Raw genomic sequence first — 18,043 nt, 5'->3', positions numbered from 1 at the left:
TCCATAAATTGAGATAACTGGTTAGTACCAAAGAAAGAGTTGATAACTGATGATAATGTTTTAGCATTAATCAAATCAATTGGTGTAAACACCTCGTTAACTTCAACAGTAAATGATAAACCTGCAAAAGAAAATTCTAAACCTGTTGAAATCACTTATAAAGTAGAACAGACTGAAGTTTCGGATTTTCTAAAATATCTTTCTTCGGATGAATTAGAAGGCCGTGAAACCGGAACAAAAGGAATTGAAAAGGCAGCTGAATTTCTGGAAGATTTTTTAAAGAAAAACAATGTTAAACCTTATTTTAAAACCTATCGAGATACACTGACGAATTTTAAATCCCCGGCTTTTAATATTGTCGGAGTTATTGAAGGGAACGATCCGGATCTTAAAAAAGAATTTGTGGTTCTGAGTGCACATTACGATCATATTGGTTTGGAAAAAAACAAAAAAGAAGATGTTATCAATAACGGGGCAAACGATGATGCCTCGGGAGTAACTGCCGTGGCCGAAATGGCAAAATATTTTTCACAGACAAAATCCAATAAGAGAAGTATTCTTGTCGTGTTTTTTGCAGGTGAAGAAAAAGGATTGTTAGGGTCTAAAAGCATGGTTCAGAAACTTAAAAAACAAAATTTTAATTTATATGCACAACTGAACATCGAAATGATTGGGGTACCAATGAAACGTGATTACCTGGCATACATAACCGGTTTTGACAAATCAAATATGGCTGATAAAATCAATGAATACACAGGCAAAAAAACAATTGGATTTTTACCAAAAGAAGCCGAATATAAATTGTTTTACAGATCAGATAATTATTCATTTTATGAAGCTTTCAAAAAGCCTTGTCAGTCGATAAGTACGTTTGATTTTGAAAATTTCGAATTTTATCATCATCCTTCCGATGAATTCAAACTAATGGATATCCCGCATATGACTGCATTTATACAGGAGTTTTTACCTGCTGTAACTCAAATCGCCAGTTCGAATACGCAGGAAATTACCATGAATAATTAACGGTTCTTTTTGGACGTTTTGTTTATTTTTGCTTCATGAAAAATATTATTGTAACAGGAACAAGCAGGGGAATTGGTTTTGAACTGGCTTTGCAGTTCGCCAACGCCGGAAATCAGGTATTGGCAATTTCCAGAAAAATTCCGCAGGCGCTTTTAGAACATAAAAATATAACGTGTCTGTCTGTAGATTTATCAAACGAATCAGATTTGTATCAGGTAGAAGATTTTCTTTCGTCTGCATGGAAAAAAGTGGATGCTTTGGTTCATAACGCCGGTGCTTTATTATTAAAGCCTTTTGCAGAAACAACTCAGGCAGATTTTGAAAGTATTTATAAAGTAAATGTATTTGCAGTTGCAAACTTAACCCGTATTTGCCTGCCTTATTTAGATAAAGGAAGTCATGTGGTAACCATCAGTTCGATTGGTGGTGTTCGCGGAAGCTTAAAATTTGCAGGATTAGCCGCTTACAGTTCGAGTAAAGGGGCAGTAATTACGTTAACAGAATTATTGGCAGAAGAATATAAAGAAAAAGGAATTTCATTTAATGTACTGGCTTTAGGCTCTGTTCAGACTGAAATGCTGAACGAAGCTTTTCCGGGTTATCAGGCGCCAATTTCGGCCGAAGGAATGGCAAATTATATTTATGATTTTACATTAAACGGAAATAAATATTTTAACGGGAAAGTTTTGGAAGTTTCATCAACAAATCCTTAAATTAAATTCCAATAAATAAATTCCAAATCCCAATTTTAAAACTTCTGACTTCTAACAAATAACATTTAACTTTAAATTGAGCGAAACTTTAGCAAAATATATACCTGAACATGCTGTAAAGCCGGTTTTTGAATTGATTGTTGCCAATCAGGTTCATCTGAAAATTGTAAATGAACGTCAGACGCGTCATGGAGATTATAGAAGAGGGCCGAGTGGAAAGCATGAGATTACGGTTAATGCAAGTCTCAATAAATATCGTTTTTTAATTACGCTGATCCATGAGATTTCACATTTAGTAGCATTTGAAAAATTTGGCAGAAATATAAAACCACACGGAAACGAATGGAAGTTTTCCTTTCAGCGCCTGATGGTACCTTTTATCCGTCCCGAGATTTTCCCGGGGCATTTATTGCCGCTACTGGCCAGGCATTTTAAGAATCCTTCGGCGAGCAGCGATACCGATACAACTTTGTCTCTGGCGCTAAAGCAATACGATAAAGAAAACGATAAAAATTATGTTTTTGAAATTCCTTACGGAAGCGTTTTCAGGATTAAAAACGGTAAAATATTCAAGAAGATCGCCGTCAGGACAAAGCGTTTTGAATGTCTGGAAATCAGTTCGGGAAAATTATATTTGTTTAATCCGAATGCAGAGGTCGAATTGATTAATCAACAATTTCAATAAAAATAAAAAATCCCAAATTCCAATTTGTAAGCTGGAATTTGGGATTTTTGATATTAGAATTTATTTTTACAAGTCTTTCAAATAAGCTTCTCTTACTTTTTTGAACAGGTTAGAAGAATAAACAAACTTAACAATGTCTTTATTATCAGTTCTAAAGATTTCTTCCTTATTTCCCTGCCATGCTTTTAGCCCTTTTTTTAAGAAAACAATATTCTCTCCAATTTCCATCACAGAGTTCATATCGTGTGTGTTAATTACAGTCGTAATGTTATATTCTCTGGTAATTTCCTGAATCAGGTTGTCAATCAAAGTCGAAGTATTCGGGTCCAGACCTGAGTTAGGTTCGTCACAGAATAAATACTTAGGATTGTTTACAATAGCGCGGGCAATCGCAACACGTTTTTGCATCCCTCCCGAGATCTCAGAAGGCAATTTTTTATGTGCTTCGACCAGGTTTACTCTTTCTAAAACAAAATCTACACGTTCTTTTATTTTAGCTTTATTATCGTTGGTGAACATTTTTAGGGGGAAAGCTACATTTTCTGCCACAGTCATCGAATCGAATAAAGCACTTCCCTGAAAAACCATTCCGATTTCTGTTCTTAGTTCACGTTTTTCATCGCGGTCTAAATCAGAATAAACTCTTCCGTCAAATTCAATAGTTCCTGAATCAGGAGTATGAATTCCTAATAATGTTTTTAATAAAACAGTTTTTCCGGATCCACTTTGTCCGATAATCAGATTGGTTTTTCCGGTTTCAAAAACGGTCGAAACCCCTTTTAAAACTTTACTGTCCGCAAATGATTTTTCTATGTTTTTTACTTCTATCATTATCCTAATAATAATTGAGTTAATATATAATTAAAAAGAATGATACAAACCGATGTCCATACAAATGATACTGTACTTGCCTTACCAACTTCTAATGCCCCGCCTTTCATGTAATACCCGTGAAAAGATGGGATTGTTGCCAATAACATGGCAAAAATTAAAGTTTTAATAAAAGCATAGGTAATATGAAAAGGGATAAATTCCATCTGAGCACCCTGAATAAAGTCCTGACTAGTTGAAAATCCGCCATATGCACACGCCAGCCAGCCTCCAAAAATACCCAAAAACATACTGATCCCTATTACAAAAGGATACATCAGTAAGGCTACTATTTTTGGAAAAACAAGATAGTTCAGTGAGTTAACACCCATAACTTCAAGAGCGTCAATTTGCTCCGTAACACGCATAGTCCCGATACTCGAAGTGATATAAGACCCCATTTTTCCTGCCATAATAACAGAAATAAAAGTTGGGGCAAACTCCAGAATTACAGATTGACGGGTAGCAAAACCAATTAAATATTTAGGAATTAAAGGGTTGGTTAAATTTAGGGCGGTTTGTATTGCTACAACTCCTCCAATGAAGAAAGAGATAAAGCAGACAATTCCAAGAGAGTCAATAATAAGATCGTCGATTTCTTTTAAAATTAGATTTCGCATAACAGGCCATTTGGTCTGTTTATTGAAAATTTCCTTCAGCATTAAAAAATATCTTCCTACTTGGGATAAATAACGAATTAACATCATAGTTTTTGAAATATTGGCTAAGGTAAAAAGAAGTTATGAGTTTTGGGGTATGAGTTCCCGTTTTTCAGTTGTTTTGGCAATCAAATTAACTTTTGTTTCATTTTTTGCAAACGATAATTTCTAATAAATTTAGCTTGTTGAGGGGTCACTAACAAAGGAGTTTTTGCTTTTTTTGCTTTCATAAATCCTTTAATATAATCTAAAAACAGAAATGGTTTTTTTTTCAGCATCGCTAGTTTTGCCGATGCAATTGCGGTAATCCAAAAACCATAACCTAAAGTATAAAAAGCTTCGCCTTGTTTATAACGAGCTGTTTTGTTGTAGTTTGCGCCAGTTGGCTTAAGGTGTTTTACATGCAAAGATTCATCTGTGACAATTTTCCAGTTGTAAAATTTACAAAGTAATTCATCAACAGTATCCCATCCCATGGCAGGTTTTAAACCTCCGATTTGCTGAAATGTTTCCTTACGGTATGCTTTTAGTGCGCCGCGAATATGATCTTTATCGGTCAGGTTTTCTAAAACCCATTCACCATTTTTATCAATGTAACAGAATCCGCCCGCCATTCCAACTTTTGGATCAGATTCGAAATGTTTGATTATGGTTTCAAAATAATTGGGAGGAAAAATTAAATCCCCGTCTATTTTTACAATAATGTCATAATTAGGATCCAGCGTTTCAAAGCCTTTCTGAAATGCCTGAATTACTTTGCTTCCCGGCATATGTATGGCATCAGAACTTTTATTGACAACAGAAATGTATGGATTTTCTTTTGCAAAACTCAATACAACTTCTTCGGTTTTATCAGTCGAATTGTCGTTTACCACTACAATTTTTGATGACAGAACAGTTTGAGAAACCAGAGATTGTAAAGTTAAACCAATTAAATCCTGTTCGTTGTGCGCGGGAATGACGATGTAATATCTCATATTAAATTCCAATTTTTTTTAATTCCAATCCCGAAGCGTCGGGATAAATTCCAATTCTTGAGAATAAATTCCAAATTCCAATCTTACCTTTATGGTTAAAATTGGAATTTGGATTTTTTTTATTGGAATTTGCCGTTAGGCTTTTACTTTCTCTGCCACAACAATATAATATCTTGGAGTAAAATATCTTAATAAGGGTCTTAGTCCAATCTTTTTTACCGGATGTGTAAATTGCAGGCGATCGGTTATTTTCCAGCCTGTTTTTTCTAATAGCCAGTCTAATTGCCAGTCTTCAAATTCATGGTAATGTCTGTCCCACATATCCGTTTTAGAACGGTATGCTGGTGAAAACCACAATCGTAACGGAATTGAAATTAACAATTTATCACATTTTACGTTTTGTAAAATGGTATATGGATTCAGCAAATGTTCGAAAATTTCAAATGCTGTAAAAACGGTATAGTCTTCTGTTTGTAAAGCCGTTTGATCGTTGTCTAAATCTTCTCCTTTTGTATTTTTTACCGTATAGCCATTTTCTTCCATTATTTTAGAAAACGGATTTGGTACACCAAAATCAAAAATGGTTTCAGATGTGCTAACGTGTTTTTGTAAAAATTCTAAAGTAAGTCTGAATCTTTTATTCGGAAACGTTTTTTCGTACATTTTTTATTTTTTATCTGCAAAGGCGCAAATATACAAAGTTATCTTCTTTTTTGTGTTTTTTAATTCGAAGGAAATCAATTTATAAAGTATTATAAAAAATGAAAAGAATCTGTCGCGAAGTCGCAAAGTTTTGATCAAAAAATAACCATATAAGTGATATAAGATATTTTAAGTTTTCACTTAATTGAACTTATATCACTTATATGGTTTAATGAACTTTATGACTTATGAGATTATTTCACTCACAAATTTTAATATCGATAAACAAAAGCGTTAACATTCATTCCTGCTCCAACCGAAGCAAAAATTACAACATCACCTTTATTAATTTCGTGGTTTTCTATTTTTCCCTGAATCAAAAGATCAAAAAGAGTAGGTACAGTGGCAACGCTGCTGTTTCCTAAATCATGAATACTCATTGGCATAATATCATGAGGAGCTACTTTATCGTATAATTTGTAAAAACGATCAATAATGGCTTCGTCCATTTTTTCGTTTGCCTGATGAATAAGGATTTTCTTTACTTCATCAATTCCGATTCCGCTTTTATCCAGACAGTTTTTCATGGCACATGGAACCTGGCTTAAGGCAAATTCGTAAATTTTACGGCCATACATTTTAATATATTTAATATCCGGATCTAAATCTGGATTGTATGATTTTCCGAAATATAAAAAGTTAGCTTCATCGTTGGCAAAAGTGGCGCTTTCATAAGACAGCAAACCAGCTTCATCATTTGATAATTCCAGAATTGATGCTCCGGCTCCGTCAGAATAAATCATAGAATCGCGGTCATGGTCATCAACAACTCTCGAAAGTGTTTCTGCACCAATCACCAAAACTCTTTTGGCCATTTCTGATTTAATAAAAGCATTGGCCTGCAAAACACCTTCAATCCAGCCCGGACATCCGAAAAGTATGTCGTAAGCGACACATTTTGGATTCTTGATAGCCAGTTTGTTTTTTACGCGTGTTGCCAGACTTGGTAAAATATCAGTTTGATGCGTCCCTGTTTTTACATCACCAAAATTATGGGCAAAAATAATATAGTCAAGAGATTCCTTATCTATATTGGCATTTTCTATTGCTTTTTCGGCAGCAAAAAAGGCTAAATCAGATGCGGTGTATTGATCTTCAGCATAACGGCGGTTTTCGATTCCCGTTATTCCTTTAAATTTTTTTATAACAACTTCATTCGGGTAAGCAAAAGGAGATCCGTCTTCATTCAAAAAAACATGTTTGTCAAAGTCAGTATTGCTTACTTCTTTAGTAGGAATGTAACTTCCTATACCAATAATTTTTATTTTCATTATTCCTTAATTATCCGATAAATTTATTGCTAAAGTATAAATAAAATTATGATAACTATCATAAAAAATACTATGCATGCATATAATTATGGAATTAAAACTTTTAACCTTTATTATTGTTTATTTTTTAACGAAATTAGGATTTATCTAAGATTTCAAACGTTTGAGTCCCTAATGTCCCGAAAAAAAATTCAAAAGAAAGAGCCACATCGCAGTGGCTCTTCTTAATTATTTGATGTTTAATTTCTCCAAATGAAGATTTATGCTTTTTAATTTTTTGTCATATTCAAGCAATAAAACATTACCGATTTTTGCAGGTAAAACTCTAAAATCTTTACTTTCGCTTTCTAAGTAGATTTTATCTTCGCTTAATTTACCTTCATCATAGATAATGGTTTTAAAAGCGTTTTTGTTTTTCTCTCCTTTTATTCTTTCATAATCTATAAAACACGCATAAAACCTGTCGTTTGCTTTGTCAACCTGAGTATATTCATAATCAAATGCACCATAAGATTTTAAAGCGTGAGCATTTAACTGAGGGCTTCCAAAATCGGTTAAACTCGGAGCTCTTGATTTTCCTTTTTCAAATTCCTGGATACCAAGTAATTTAAAGTCAGAATTAAATTTAAAAACAACAGAGTTTGTAATAGTAAGCTGTGTAACGCTGTTTCCGCCTCCTAATGCAGCCATTGCTATTCCGCTTGCACTTGCCGTTCTTTTGTAGAACTCACCAATAGCATAATATTCATTATTTTGGGTTCTTACGATATTGTGAAAATAAATATATCCTTTATCCTGAATATAGTTCCCGTCAACTTTTGCAATTTTGGCAACATCTTCTTTCCAGCTGATAAAGTTTTCATGCAGTGTTTTTCCTGTTGCGTCTATCACCTCAGTTGATAAACCTAAACTTTTATCGTCAATAATATTATCACCTTCTTTAAAATATTCTCCCATCAAAATAAGATTGTTGTCTTTGTCAAGGAAGGCGTTTGTGATTAATTTTGGCTTACTTTCTTTGCTGTATTCTTTTTGAAATAATAATTCACCTGTATTGATGTCAAGAACTTTAGTTCTTATTGTGATTTTTCTTGACAAAGCGCCGGGTCTTGCCATTTCTATTGCCACCACATATTTTTCATTTGCCTCGATAGGGTTTATGGTAACAATTTCTTTAGATTCTTCAGGAGAATTGTATTCCCATGCTTTTCCTCCGTCTGTCGGATAATATTTTAAAGAGTACCCGATTTTTTTATTGTCTTCTAATTTATTTAAAATAAATCCTTTGTTTTCAACCGGGAAGATAATGTTGAAGTCACCCGTTTGCTGAAGATATTGTATGTATCGAACTTCTTTACTTTCCAAAGGAATATCGATAGTTGGCATTTGTTCGGCTTTTTTGTCAAACATCAAAAGACTAATCTTTTTTTCTTTATAATTAGCCATTGCAAACATGATCTGCTGATTGTTAAAAGTACTTTTCATTAAAAAAGTATTTTTATTGTCAATGTAGGTTTTTTGAGCAACTTCGTTTAAATTTTTATCCAGGATTTTGATCGCAAATTCACGATCTCCTTTTTTTAGTTTATCCATTTCATAGAAAAAATAATAACCATCGACATTATTTTCTTTGTTTAGAATAGACCCTGAATTTTTGATCTTAAAAGTATTGACCTGCTCAATTTTTTTTGTCTGGGCAAATGTCAGGTTTGCAAGACAGAGTAACAATAACAGACTTGTTTTCTTCATTTTGTTTTTGGATTTAGTTTTGATTTAATTTTTTAAAAAAGGTGAAATTATCCTGAAAAACAGTATTGTCCTTAAATGCGGTTTCATTTTTTTGACAATAATAATAGCCTATTTTTCTAATGTTTTTGAGTTCAATATTGTTTAAGAACAGTCGTATTTCGTTAAGATATTTTTCTTCAGAAAAAGGATTTACCTGCCCTATGTATTTTCCGAAAACATGTGCTTCTTTAAAAAGATATACTTTTCTAAGAAGCGAAGTAACCGCTTCATTGAAAGAAGCATCGTTGATTTCGCCTTTTTCATGCAGGGATAATAACTGGTATAGTGCAATATCCAGCTTAGAAGCGTCTAAATATATTTCGATACTGTTTTCTGAAATCCTTTTTTTTATGAGGGCAAGATCTTCTGTTCTTGATTTTGTGCTGGATAATTTATTGGCTTTAATTATACTCTCTACCCTAAGCGGAATGTCCGGGTGTGTTTTGAGAGAATCTTTATTTAATTCGAAGTCATTAACGCTTTCTTTGGTATCAAATAATTTATCATCCTGCAGCAGCCAGTTTTCTTTGAAAGGGTAATCGTTAAAATTAAATGTTTGCTTCAGATTTGTCGGAGCACTAAAAATCATTCCGTCGGAGAAATCCAGTTTTTTCAAAATATCAACATAAGCCTGCTTGTTGTATGCCGTTTTGTTGTACAATACGTAACCCAGAGAATCAGCCTGCATTTCGTCCTTTCTGGAATGATCCATAAAGTTAAACTTGAGATCTTTCATGATTGTAGCCACGGCAGCTCTTCGGCCATATTTCAGGTTGGCAGCTGCATTGATTTTTTGTTTGTTTTCTTTCGAATTAAAGGTTTCCAGATAAGCTTTTAACGCTCTGTCATTATGTTTAAGGATATAATGGGATAGCTCATGACAAATTACGGCAGCAATTTCATCATCGCTGTCCGCAAGATTCAATAAGCCCAGATTTACAGTAAAAATGCCATTTCCGTAACAGGCGGCATTTGGAATCAGTGATTTATTAATAAAAAAATAAAAACCGGAATGATCAATCTGCGAATTTGACTTATAGATTTGAGATAAAAGGTTTTGAAGGTATTTATTGATTTTTTTGTCAAAAATAAAAGTACTGTCTTTTATACTTTTTAAAAAACTTTCTTTTCTGTCCAGAAGAACTTCTTTTGCCTTTTTCTGCTGAGCAGCATCGAACGTTTTTATTTTATTGCCGGTTACATTAGAAATATAGTTTTCCAGTGAATCCATATTGTCCGGGGTATAGGTAAATCCCTTATTTTGTGATTGTACCATACCGAAATGCAATAAAATTGCCAGATAAAATATTTTTTTCAAAATGAACTATTGTAAGATTTGTTTTCGAGTACAATAGTAATAAAAATGTCCCGACGAATCGAGACATTTTTTAGTTTTTTTTAACATTTTATTTAGTTTTCCATATATGCTTCAATAGGAGCACAGCTACAGATTAAGTTTCTGTCGCCATATGCATCATCTACACGACGAACTGATGGCCAGAATTTATTTTCAGCGATATATTCTAATGGATAAGCTGCTTTTTCTCTAGTGTATGGGAAATTCCAAGTATCTGTAGTTAACATGGCCAATGTGTGCGGTGCATTTTTCAATACATTGTTTTTATCATCGGCTGTTGAAGCTTCAATCTCTTTTCTGATGGAGATAAGAGCATCGCAGAAACGATCTAATTCAGCTAAATCTTCAGATTCAGTTGGTTCAATCATTAAAGTTCCTGCTACAGGGAAAGAAACCGTAGGAGCGTGGAAACCGTAATCCATTAAACGTTTTGCGATATCACCCACTTCAATTCCGTTTTCTTTAAATGAACGGCAATCTAAAATCATTTCGTGAGCCGCTCTTCCGCATTCTCCAGTATAAAGAATTGGATAGTGTCCTTCGAAACGCGCTTTCATGTAATTCGCATTCAAAATAGCGTGTTCTGTAGCACTTTTTAACCCTTCAGCACCCATCATGGTGATGTAACCGTAAGAAATCAAACATACTAAAGCTGATCCGTAAGGTGCAGATGAAATAGCTGTAATAGCTTGTTCACCGCCTACTTTTAAGATTGGGTTTGTTGGTAAAAATGGAACTAATTTTTCGTTCACACAGATTGGTCCAACTCCAGGTCCACCGCCACCGTGAGGAATAGCGAAAGTTTTGTGTAAGTTTAAGTGACAAACGTCAGCGCCAATTGTAGCAGGATTTGTTAATCCAACTTGCGCATTCATGTTTGCACCATCCATATATACTAATCCGCCGTTTTCGTGGATTAATTTTGTGATTTCAATAATTGAAGATTCGAAAACTCCGTGAGTAGATGGATAAGTTACCATTAAACAAGATAAATCATCTTTGTGTTCAATCGCTTTTTCTCTTAAATCTTCTACGTCAATGTTTCCTTCCGGAGTCGTTTTAGTAACAATGATTTTCATTCCGGCCATCGCTGCAGAAGCAGGATTGGTTCCGTGAGCTGATGAAGGAATCAAACATACATTACGGTGACTATCGCCTCTTGATAAATGGTAAGCACGAATCGCCATTAAACCTGCATATTCTCCCTGCGCTCCAGAGTTTGGCTGTAATGTAGTTCCGGCAAATCCGGTAATTACATTTAATTGTTGCTCTAATTTTTTAAGCATTGTAATATAACCTTCAGCTTGCTCTACTGGTGCAAACGGGTGAATGCTGTTCCAGTTTGGCATTGATAAAGGCAACATTTCTGAAGCTGCGTTTAATTTCATCGTACAAGAACCTAATGAAATCATTGAGTGATTCAATGATAAATCTTTACGCTCTAGCTTTTTGATGTAACGCATGATCTGACTTTCTGAATGATGATTGTTGAAGACATCATGCGTTAAGAAAGAAGATGTTCTTTCTAATGAAGCCGGTAATTGACTTGCTTCAGTTAGTTCAGAAACAGTGAAAGTTTCTTTTCCTAAAGCCTCAGCAAAAATGGTAATAATTTGGTTGATGTCGGCAACTGAAGTTGTTTCGTTAAACGAAATAGAAATCGTATCTGCATCAGGATAGAAGAAGTTTACTTCGTTTTTCTCCGCTACAGCTTTTACTTTTTGAGCATCTGCTTTTACTAAAATAGTATCAAAGTAAGCTGTGTTAGTTTGGAAAACTCCCAGTTTATTTAAAGCTTCAGCAGCAGTAACTGCCGATGCATGAACTTTGTTTGCAATATATTTTAATCCTTCAGGTCCGTGGTAAACGGCATACATTCCAGCCATAACTGCAAGTAAAACCTGAGCTGTACAAATATTTGAAGTTGCTTTTTCACGTTTAATGTGCTGCTCACGGGTTCCTAATGCCATACGTAAAGCGCGGTTTCCATTCACATCAATAGAAACTCCGATAATACGGCCCGGCATAGATCGTTTGTATTCGTCTTTAGTTGCAAAAAATGCAGCGTGAGGACCACCGTAACCCATTGGTACACCAAAACGTTGTGTAGTTCCAACAACAACTGCAGCTCCCATTTCTCCCGGAGAAGTTAAAGCAGCTAATGATAAAATATCGGCAGCAAAGGCAACTTTGATTTCGTTTTCTTTTGCTTTAGCAACAAAAGCACTGTAATCGTTTACCTGACCATATTTTCCCGGGTATTGTAAAATAGCTCCAAAAAATTCATTTGAAAAATCAAATGTTTCGTGGTTTCCAACAACCAATTCAATTCCGATTGGAGTTGAACGTGTCTGCAGGATAGATAAAGTCTGAGGTAAAATTTCTTCAGAAACGAAGAATTTATTGGTGTTGTTTTTCTTTTGATCGCGAGTACGAACGTCAAATAATAACGCCATAGCTTCAGCAGCAGCAGTTCCTTCATCTAATAAAGAAGCGTTTGCAATTTCCATTCCAGTTAACTCAATAACTGTAGTCTGGAAATTTAAAATAGCTTCCAAACGACCCTGAGCAATTTCTGCCTGGTAAGGTGTATAAGCAGTATACCATCCCGGGTTTTCGAAGATATTTCTCTGAATTGGAGCCGGAACAATAGTTGGATGATAACCCAAACCAATATACGATTTGAATACTTTATTTTTCTTTCCTAATTCCTGAATATGGTTTGCAAATTCGTATTCCGTCATCGCAGGATCCAAATTCAAAGGCGCTTTTAAACGAATATCGTCCGGAAGGGTTTCATAAACAAGTTGTTCAATAGATTCAACACCAATTGTTTGTAACATGTGTTGAAGATCTGTTTCTCTTGGACCAATGTGTCTTAAAGCAAAAGCATCTGTTTTCATTTGTAGCAGTCTATTTTTTAAAGATCAAAAGTAATTTGCCGAGCGTTTTTATACGATTTCACAGGGTTTATTACATTTTATAGTAAATGTGTTGTTTTTTTGTGGCGCAAAATTAAGTATTATTAATAATTTAATGGGTATTTTTAACTTCAATTTTTATCAAATTTATAACTAAAGAGTTGATTTGTTACCAATTGATTAGATTTGAGGCATGAAACTTCTAAAACAGATATTAGATTTTTATTTAAACAGCAGTATTCACGTGGCTTTATCGTGTTATGCTTTGGTTCGTATTACGTTTCATTTCTTTCATATTCAATATGATGAACCAATGGCAATGTTTGTTTTTTTCGGAACAATTGTAGGATATAATTTTGTTAAATACGATGCTTTGGTTCGTGTGAAAAGAAAACCGGTTGGAAATCAACTCAAAATTATTGCTGTTCTGAGTTTTATTTCGGTGATTTTAGTCGGTTATTATTTTTTTCATTTAAAGCGAATTACGCAAATTGTCTCCGTTGGAATTTTTGCCATAACGGCACTTTATACATTACCATTTTTCCCAAACAGAAAAAATGCCCGAAACTGGGCAGGCGTAAAAATCTACATTGTGGCACTTTGCTGGGTAGGGGCAACTTTGGTTTTACCTTATATAAATGCTGAAATCCCTTTTACTGCCAACTTTTTTATAAAATGCATTCAGCGTTTTGTTTTGGTTTTTGTACTTATTTTGGTTTTTGAAATTCTGGATTTGGCCAATGACGATCCGCATTTAAAAACTGTTCCGCAAACCATTGGCGTAAAGAAAACAAAAATTTTAGGGTTTTCTCTTTTAGTTCCGTTTTGGGTTTTAGGAATTTTGTCTTTTACGCTTCATGATCTTATTATCAACCTCATTATGGTGTTGACCCTGATGCTGTTTATTTTGTTTGCCAATACAAACCGCTCTAAATATTATACTTCTTTTTGGGTCGAAAGTGTGCCTATATTTTGGTGGCTGATGATTGCGTTTTTATAAGAAGATAAAGTTTCTGAATAATTTGGGCGTGTCCCTCCGGGTCGTCCCGAAACTTCGGGATCGCTACAAGTCCTCGCACTTCCTTCGTCAGGCTGTGGGCTATCCGCTTCTATCCCTCACGCAAACCGTAAAACGAGAAAATTTGTTTTCAAAAGATATTCAGAGAACATAAGATATTAGGAACATGGTCAATGGTTTCAACCATTGGGACGCTTTCTTTACATAACGTTTCCCACGGTTGAAACCGCGGGCTATGTTTGAATTGTAAAGTCTGAAAAATAAATTTTGATTTAGTGGTTTTTTAAATTGCCTCCGGCTTTAGCTGGAGGTAAAAAATAAAACTAAAATCTGGCTTTAGCCAAATGACAAAGTTTGGCTAAAGCCAGGAAAGATTCTGTCACATTCTCCTCCAGCTAAAGCTGGAGGCAATTAAATTAATATTTTTAAATCTGCTAATCTGCGTGAAAAAATAGTTAATTTATCTTAATTCAGTTTTTCTGAAACTTCTTTCAAAACTTTATTTCTTTCCAAAAGAAAATTCGTAAGATGTTTTTCTAAAAATAAAATATCGAAAAGTTCTCCAAAGATTCCAAACGGCGTTTCGTATTGTAATACATCTTTCATAATTGTTATGCCATTTTGTTCCTTAAAAATATGTTCATGCCTGAATGATTTGAATTTTCCTTCTTCCATTTCATCTACAAAATAATCATAGAAATTCATTACGGGAATTCGGGTTTTATGTGTGAGATAAAATCCAAAATGTTTGCCGCGCCAGGTTACTGTTTCATTTAAATTTATTAACCCAGATGTTACGCCGGCGATTGCCTTTTCTTTTGTAGGACTTGCAGATTGTTGGTGAATGTCAATATTTCTTGAAGCGTCAAAAACGATTTGTTTTGATGCTTTTATTTTTGTGGTGAGGTGTATTGTTGTCATGATATTAAGAGTATGATTTGACGCATTCTTGTCATTGTGAGGAACGAGGGATCACACTAGAAACTCCACAATGCATATCGACAACTCTTTGTCGAGCTTCGTGTGTGATCCTTCCTACGTCAGGATGACAAAAATGCGCATAAGTTTAGCGTAATAAATTTTTAAAAGCAGTATGAATATCTCCAAACTTAAATTGAAATCCATTTTCCAAAAGCCTTTTCGGAATCACATTTCTGCTCTTCAAAATTAATTCAGGTTCAGTGCGAATAAAAAATGCCCCAATTTCAAGAAAGAACTTGTTCAACGGAATCCCGAAAGGAAAACCAATTGCTTTTCGAAGTTTTTGCATAAAATCTGCATTGCGGATTGGTTCAGGAGAAACTATATTGATAACTCCGGTAATTTCTTTTTGAATAATAAAATCAACCGCATTGGCAAAATCTTCTTCGTGAATCCAGCTTACAAACTGATTTCCTTTTCCTTGTTTTCCTCCAAAACCAATCTTTGCCAAAGTTTTTAACGGAATAAAAGCGCCGCCATTTTTTCCTAAAACAATTGATGTTCGCAAAGCAGTTTTTAAGGTATTCGGAGTTTCGGTTTTAAAGAATGCTTTTTCCCATGAAAGTGCCACATTTATAGAAAAATCATTTCCGATTTCACCGTCAGCTTCATCCATTTGTTTGTCTAAAGAAAATCGATAAATAGTCGCTGTAGACGAATTCAGCCAGTGTTTTGGCGGATTTTGACAATTTAAAACTGCTTCGTTCAGAATTTTGGTACTTTTAATTCTAGACCACAAAATTTCTTTTTTGTTCTCTTTAGTGTAACGGCAATCAACAGATTTTCCGGCAAGATTGATTAAAACCGTGGCGTTTTCCAATTCCTTTTCCCAACCGGAGAATGTTCTGGTATTCCAGTTTACATATTTTATGCCGTCTATTGTTTTAGATTTTCCACGAGTGAGAATCACAATTTCTTCAAATTTATCTTTGAAATGATTTACTAAAACTTGTCCTAAAAAGCCTGTTCCGGCTGCGATTATGAGTTTTTTCATTTTTTGAATTTTTTTAGCCACGACCCGTGCGATAGCGAACGGACGAATTAATCACACAAATTTCCACTAATTTGAAAGAAATTAATTCGTGAAAATTTGTGTGATTTGTGGCAAACCTTTTTGATTTTTAAGCTTTAAAAACTAATCTTTCTTCTCTTTGAGCTTCTTTCGCTTTTCTTTTTCCTCTAAAGAAAAAATACAAATTAAAGAATAACATTATTCCTAAATAAATAGAAAATCCACCAATTTTATAACTCAGTTTTTCGATCAATTCCTGATAAGTGTTATTATAAAGGTCTATTTGTAAAATCATTAACGCAAAACCAATATTCAATAAATAAAACCCCGTTTCAAAAAGTCTGTTGGTTGCTTCTGCAATTTCTTCCCTTCCTTTAAAAATATCGAGCATAAAGATTTTACCGTTTTTGAAAAGTGTTTTAGAAACATAATAAGTAAGTAATAATGCTATTGGTAAATAAAGACTGTAACCGATTAAGATTTTTGTAGTTTCCATAATATTAAAATTTAGAATGTTATTTAATTAGTTTGTGAATGTATCTGGTAAGTATAAAAATGTTCAGGTAATGTAAAATTGAAATGATAAATATGATGATTGCTGTCCTGACGCCTATCGTTTCGATAAGTTGTGCCGCCGATAGAATTTTCTGCCAGGAAATCAAAGTCATGGCACAGTATCCCATGTTTAAAAGATAATAAGCCAGTAATAAAACCTGATTGATTTTTTGACAGATTTCTGCATGATTCGGAATTAATTCTGCGACATAGATATTCCCATTTTGGTAACATATTTTTCCAACCCTTATAATGATGAAAATCGTAATGCCGAGATAAATAAAATACCCGAAAATGTTAAGATTGATATTCATAACGAATCGTTTTTTTGTTTTCGACTTTTATTTGAGAGCCTTTTGCCAATAAAACAGAAATGGGTTTTACATTTTGTAAAATTTCAAAATCAGCCCCGTAGTTTTTTTTAAAATCAACTTTTACCATACAGTTTTTAACTTCCAGCTGTTCCCATCTCGGATGTTTCACCTCATATTCAAAAGTAGTATTGTCGCTGTATTTGGTGTATCCAAAATAATGTTCAGTAATAAATTCTGCTTCAGAATCGATTTCAATTTCTTTATATTCTTTTTGGGTTTCGACTTTGATTGTGTTCCATTTTCCGTCGACCTTCCACTGATAATTAAAGATTTTTGAAGTTTCATTTTCAGTAATCTGATGTCTCATTTTGCGGGTTTGATAATGTTCTTTGTATAAACTGTTTGCTATGAACGTGATGGCATTTTTAGGAACAATTTCTTTGATAAAAACAACTCCGCGTTTCCATTCTCCGTTTTCAAAACGTTTTACATAAAATCTAAGATTTACTTCTTCAAAATCAATATGGTATGGAATTTTAATCCCTAACACTTTAGTTTCCTTAAAAAGAAAACCAACCAGGCTAACATAACATTTGCCATTCCAGATATCCAGTTCTGTTCCGGCAGGAATATATTTTTCTAATAATGCAGCATCAATTTCGTAATTAATCAACGCTAAGTTTTTCCATTGTGCGTTTAAAAAGCTCATGATTATTTTTTTTGATAAATTAATAAAGAAAGATAAACAGCAAGTATTACCGGAATTGGAAATAAGATATAGGTTATAATGTCATTATAATGAATCAGGCCGTTTACTAACCAAAGTCCAAAGAAGAAAATAACTCCCGACATATAGATTCGCAGGTTTTTATCTCCGGGATTATCAACCAACATTTTTACTCCGACAGAAAATTGAAGAAAGCCTGTCACCATGGTAGATAAAGCCGCAAAAAATAGCGCACCTTCTTTAAAAACCGGATATGTGATTGCAATTGCGAAGGGAAGTCCGAGAGCAAATGCGTTGATTTTTTTAATGGTTTTCATAGTTATTGATTATTTTAAACTTTCAGAAAAAAATGAAAGTTTTAATTAAATTTTTTTACTTCATGATTTTTAAGACAAGACGTGCCAGCCAGTTTTCTTTAAATTCGGTCATTTTGTCTAATATATTATCAGCTTTTAAAACAAAATCGTACA

At 33.9% G+C, this 18,043-nt stretch carries 18 protein-coding genes; 4 read left to right on the top strand and 14 right to left on the bottom strand.

Annotation, left to right across the window (positions count from 1 at the left end):
• Positions 1-78 precede the first annotated feature (78 nt).
• From DCO46_RS18510 to DCO46_RS18500, 3 genes are all read left to right on the top strand, one after another.
• On the top strand, positions 79-1,023 hold the full coding sequence (locus DCO46_RS18510) for a M20/M25/M40 family metallo-hydrolase (RefSeq protein WP_243416353.1): 945 nt from the start codon (positions 79-81) through the stop codon (positions 1,021-1,023).
• A gap of 35 nt (positions 1,024-1,058) precedes the next feature.
• Positions 1,059-1,736, top strand: a complete 678-nt coding sequence (locus tag DCO46_RS18505) for an SDR family NAD(P)-dependent oxidoreductase (RefSeq protein ID WP_116753972.1) — start codon at positions 1,059-1,061, stop codon at positions 1,734-1,736.
• A gap of 76 nt (positions 1,737-1,812) precedes the next feature.
• Positions 1,813-2,421, top strand: a complete 609-nt coding sequence (locus DCO46_RS18500; RefSeq protein WP_116753971.1) for a SprT-like domain-containing protein — start codon at positions 1,813-1,815, stop codon at positions 2,419-2,421.
• 66 nt (positions 2,422-2,487) lie between these two features.
• Here the strand turns inward: DCO46_RS18500 and DCO46_RS18495 are convergent, their stop codons facing one another.
• The 8 genes from DCO46_RS18495 to gcvP all read right to left on the bottom strand — a co-directional run bounded on the left by DCO46_RS18495 (position 2,488) and on the right by gcvP (position 12,948).
• Complete coding sequence (locus DCO46_RS18495; RefSeq protein WP_116753970.1) at positions 2,488-3,252, bottom strand: ABC transporter ATP-binding protein; 765 nt, start codon at positions 3,250-3,252, stop codon at positions 2,488-2,490.
• A complete protein-coding gene (locus DCO46_RS18490; RefSeq protein ID WP_116753969.1) occupies positions 3,252-3,998 on the bottom strand; it encodes an MlaE family ABC transporter permease in 747 nt (248 codons plus the stop codon). Before DCO46_RS18490 ends, DCO46_RS18495 begins: the two co-directional genes overlap by 1 nt.
• An 80-nt stretch (positions 3,999-4,078) precedes the next feature.
• Entirely contained in the window at positions 4,079-4,927 is an 849-nt protein-coding gene (locus DCO46_RS18485) for a glycosyltransferase (RefSeq protein WP_116753968.1), read from the bottom strand.
• A 135-nt stretch (positions 4,928-5,062) separates the two neighbouring features.
• Positions 5,063-5,590: a methyltransferase gene (locus tag DCO46_RS18480; protein WP_116753967.1), complete on the bottom strand. Its 528-nt coding sequence runs from the start codon at positions 5,588-5,590 to the stop codon at positions 5,063-5,065.
• Positions 5,591-5,841: 251 nt separating this feature from the next.
• The gene (locus tag DCO46_RS18475; RefSeq protein WP_116753966.1) at positions 5,842-6,900 is read right to left on the bottom strand and encodes a 3-oxoacyl-ACP synthase III family protein; all 1,059 of its coding nucleotides are present in this window, start codon (positions 6,898-6,900) and stop codon (positions 5,842-5,844) included.
• 228 nt (positions 6,901-7,128) lie between these two features.
• Positions 7,129-8,649 carry a DUF6770 family protein gene (locus DCO46_RS18470; RefSeq protein ID WP_116753965.1) on the bottom strand — a complete coding sequence of 507 codons (1,521 nt, stop codon included), beginning with the start codon at positions 8,647-8,649 and terminating at the stop codon, positions 7,129-7,131.
• Between the two features lie 13 nt (positions 8,650-8,662).
• On the bottom strand, positions 8,663-10,006 hold the full coding sequence (locus DCO46_RS18465; RefSeq protein ID WP_116753964.1) for a M48 family metallopeptidase: 1,344 nt from the start codon (positions 10,004-10,006) through the stop codon (positions 8,663-8,665).
• A gap of 92 nt (positions 10,007-10,098) precedes the next feature.
• A complete protein-coding gene (gcvP, locus tag DCO46_RS18460; protein ID WP_116753963.1) occupies positions 10,099-12,948 on the bottom strand; it encodes an aminomethyl-transferring glycine dehydrogenase in 2,850 nt (949 codons plus the stop codon).
• Between the two features lie 211 nt (positions 12,949-13,159).
• On the opposite strand from gcvP, the gene DCO46_RS18455 reads away from it, so the two are divergent.
• Positions 13,160-13,966, top strand: a complete 807-nt coding sequence (locus tag DCO46_RS18455) for a hypothetical protein (RefSeq protein ID WP_116753962.1) — start codon at positions 13,160-13,162, stop codon at positions 13,964-13,966.
• Between the two features lie 483 nt (positions 13,967-14,449).
• On the opposite strand, the gene DCO46_RS18450 is transcribed toward DCO46_RS18455, so the two are convergent.
• The 6 genes from DCO46_RS18450 to DCO46_RS18425 form a co-directional block, all read right to left on the bottom strand.
• Positions 14,450-14,905 (bottom strand): SRPBCC family protein, encoded by a 456-nt coding sequence (locus tag DCO46_RS18450; RefSeq protein ID WP_116753961.1) that lies wholly within the window; start codon positions 14,903-14,905, stop codon positions 14,450-14,452.
• A gap of 145 nt (positions 14,906-15,050) precedes the next feature.
• On the bottom strand, positions 15,051-15,959 hold the full coding sequence (locus DCO46_RS18445; protein WP_116753974.1) for a TIGR01777 family oxidoreductase: 909 nt from the start codon (positions 15,957-15,959) through the stop codon (positions 15,051-15,053).
• A 127-nt stretch (positions 15,960-16,086) separates the two neighbouring features.
• Positions 16,087-16,473 (bottom strand): hypothetical protein, encoded by a 387-nt coding sequence (locus DCO46_RS18440; RefSeq protein WP_116753960.1) that lies wholly within the window; start codon positions 16,471-16,473, stop codon positions 16,087-16,089.
• A gap of 19 nt (positions 16,474-16,492) precedes the next feature.
• The gene (locus DCO46_RS18435; RefSeq protein WP_410503669.1) at positions 16,493-16,846 is read right to left on the bottom strand and encodes a hypothetical protein; all 354 of its coding nucleotides are present in this window, start codon (positions 16,844-16,846) and stop codon (positions 16,493-16,495) included.
• A complete protein-coding gene (locus DCO46_RS18430) occupies positions 16,830-17,555 on the bottom strand; it encodes a YqjF family protein (RefSeq protein ID WP_116753959.1) in 726 nt (241 codons plus the stop codon). Before DCO46_RS18430 ends, DCO46_RS18435 begins: the two co-directional genes overlap by 17 nt.
• Positions 17,556-17,557: 2 nt before the next feature.
• A complete protein-coding gene (locus DCO46_RS18425) occupies positions 17,558-17,890 on the bottom strand; it encodes a hypothetical protein (RefSeq protein ID WP_124019582.1) in 333 nt (110 codons plus the stop codon).
• Positions 17,891-18,043 lie beyond the last annotated feature (153 nt).

It is taken from the genome of Flavobacterium sp. HTF (assembly GCF_003105115.1).
Classification (GTDB): Bacteria; Bacteroidota; Bacteroidia; order Flavobacteriales; family Flavobacteriaceae; genus Flavobacterium.
This window is presented reverse-complemented; position numbering and strand designations above follow the sequence as displayed.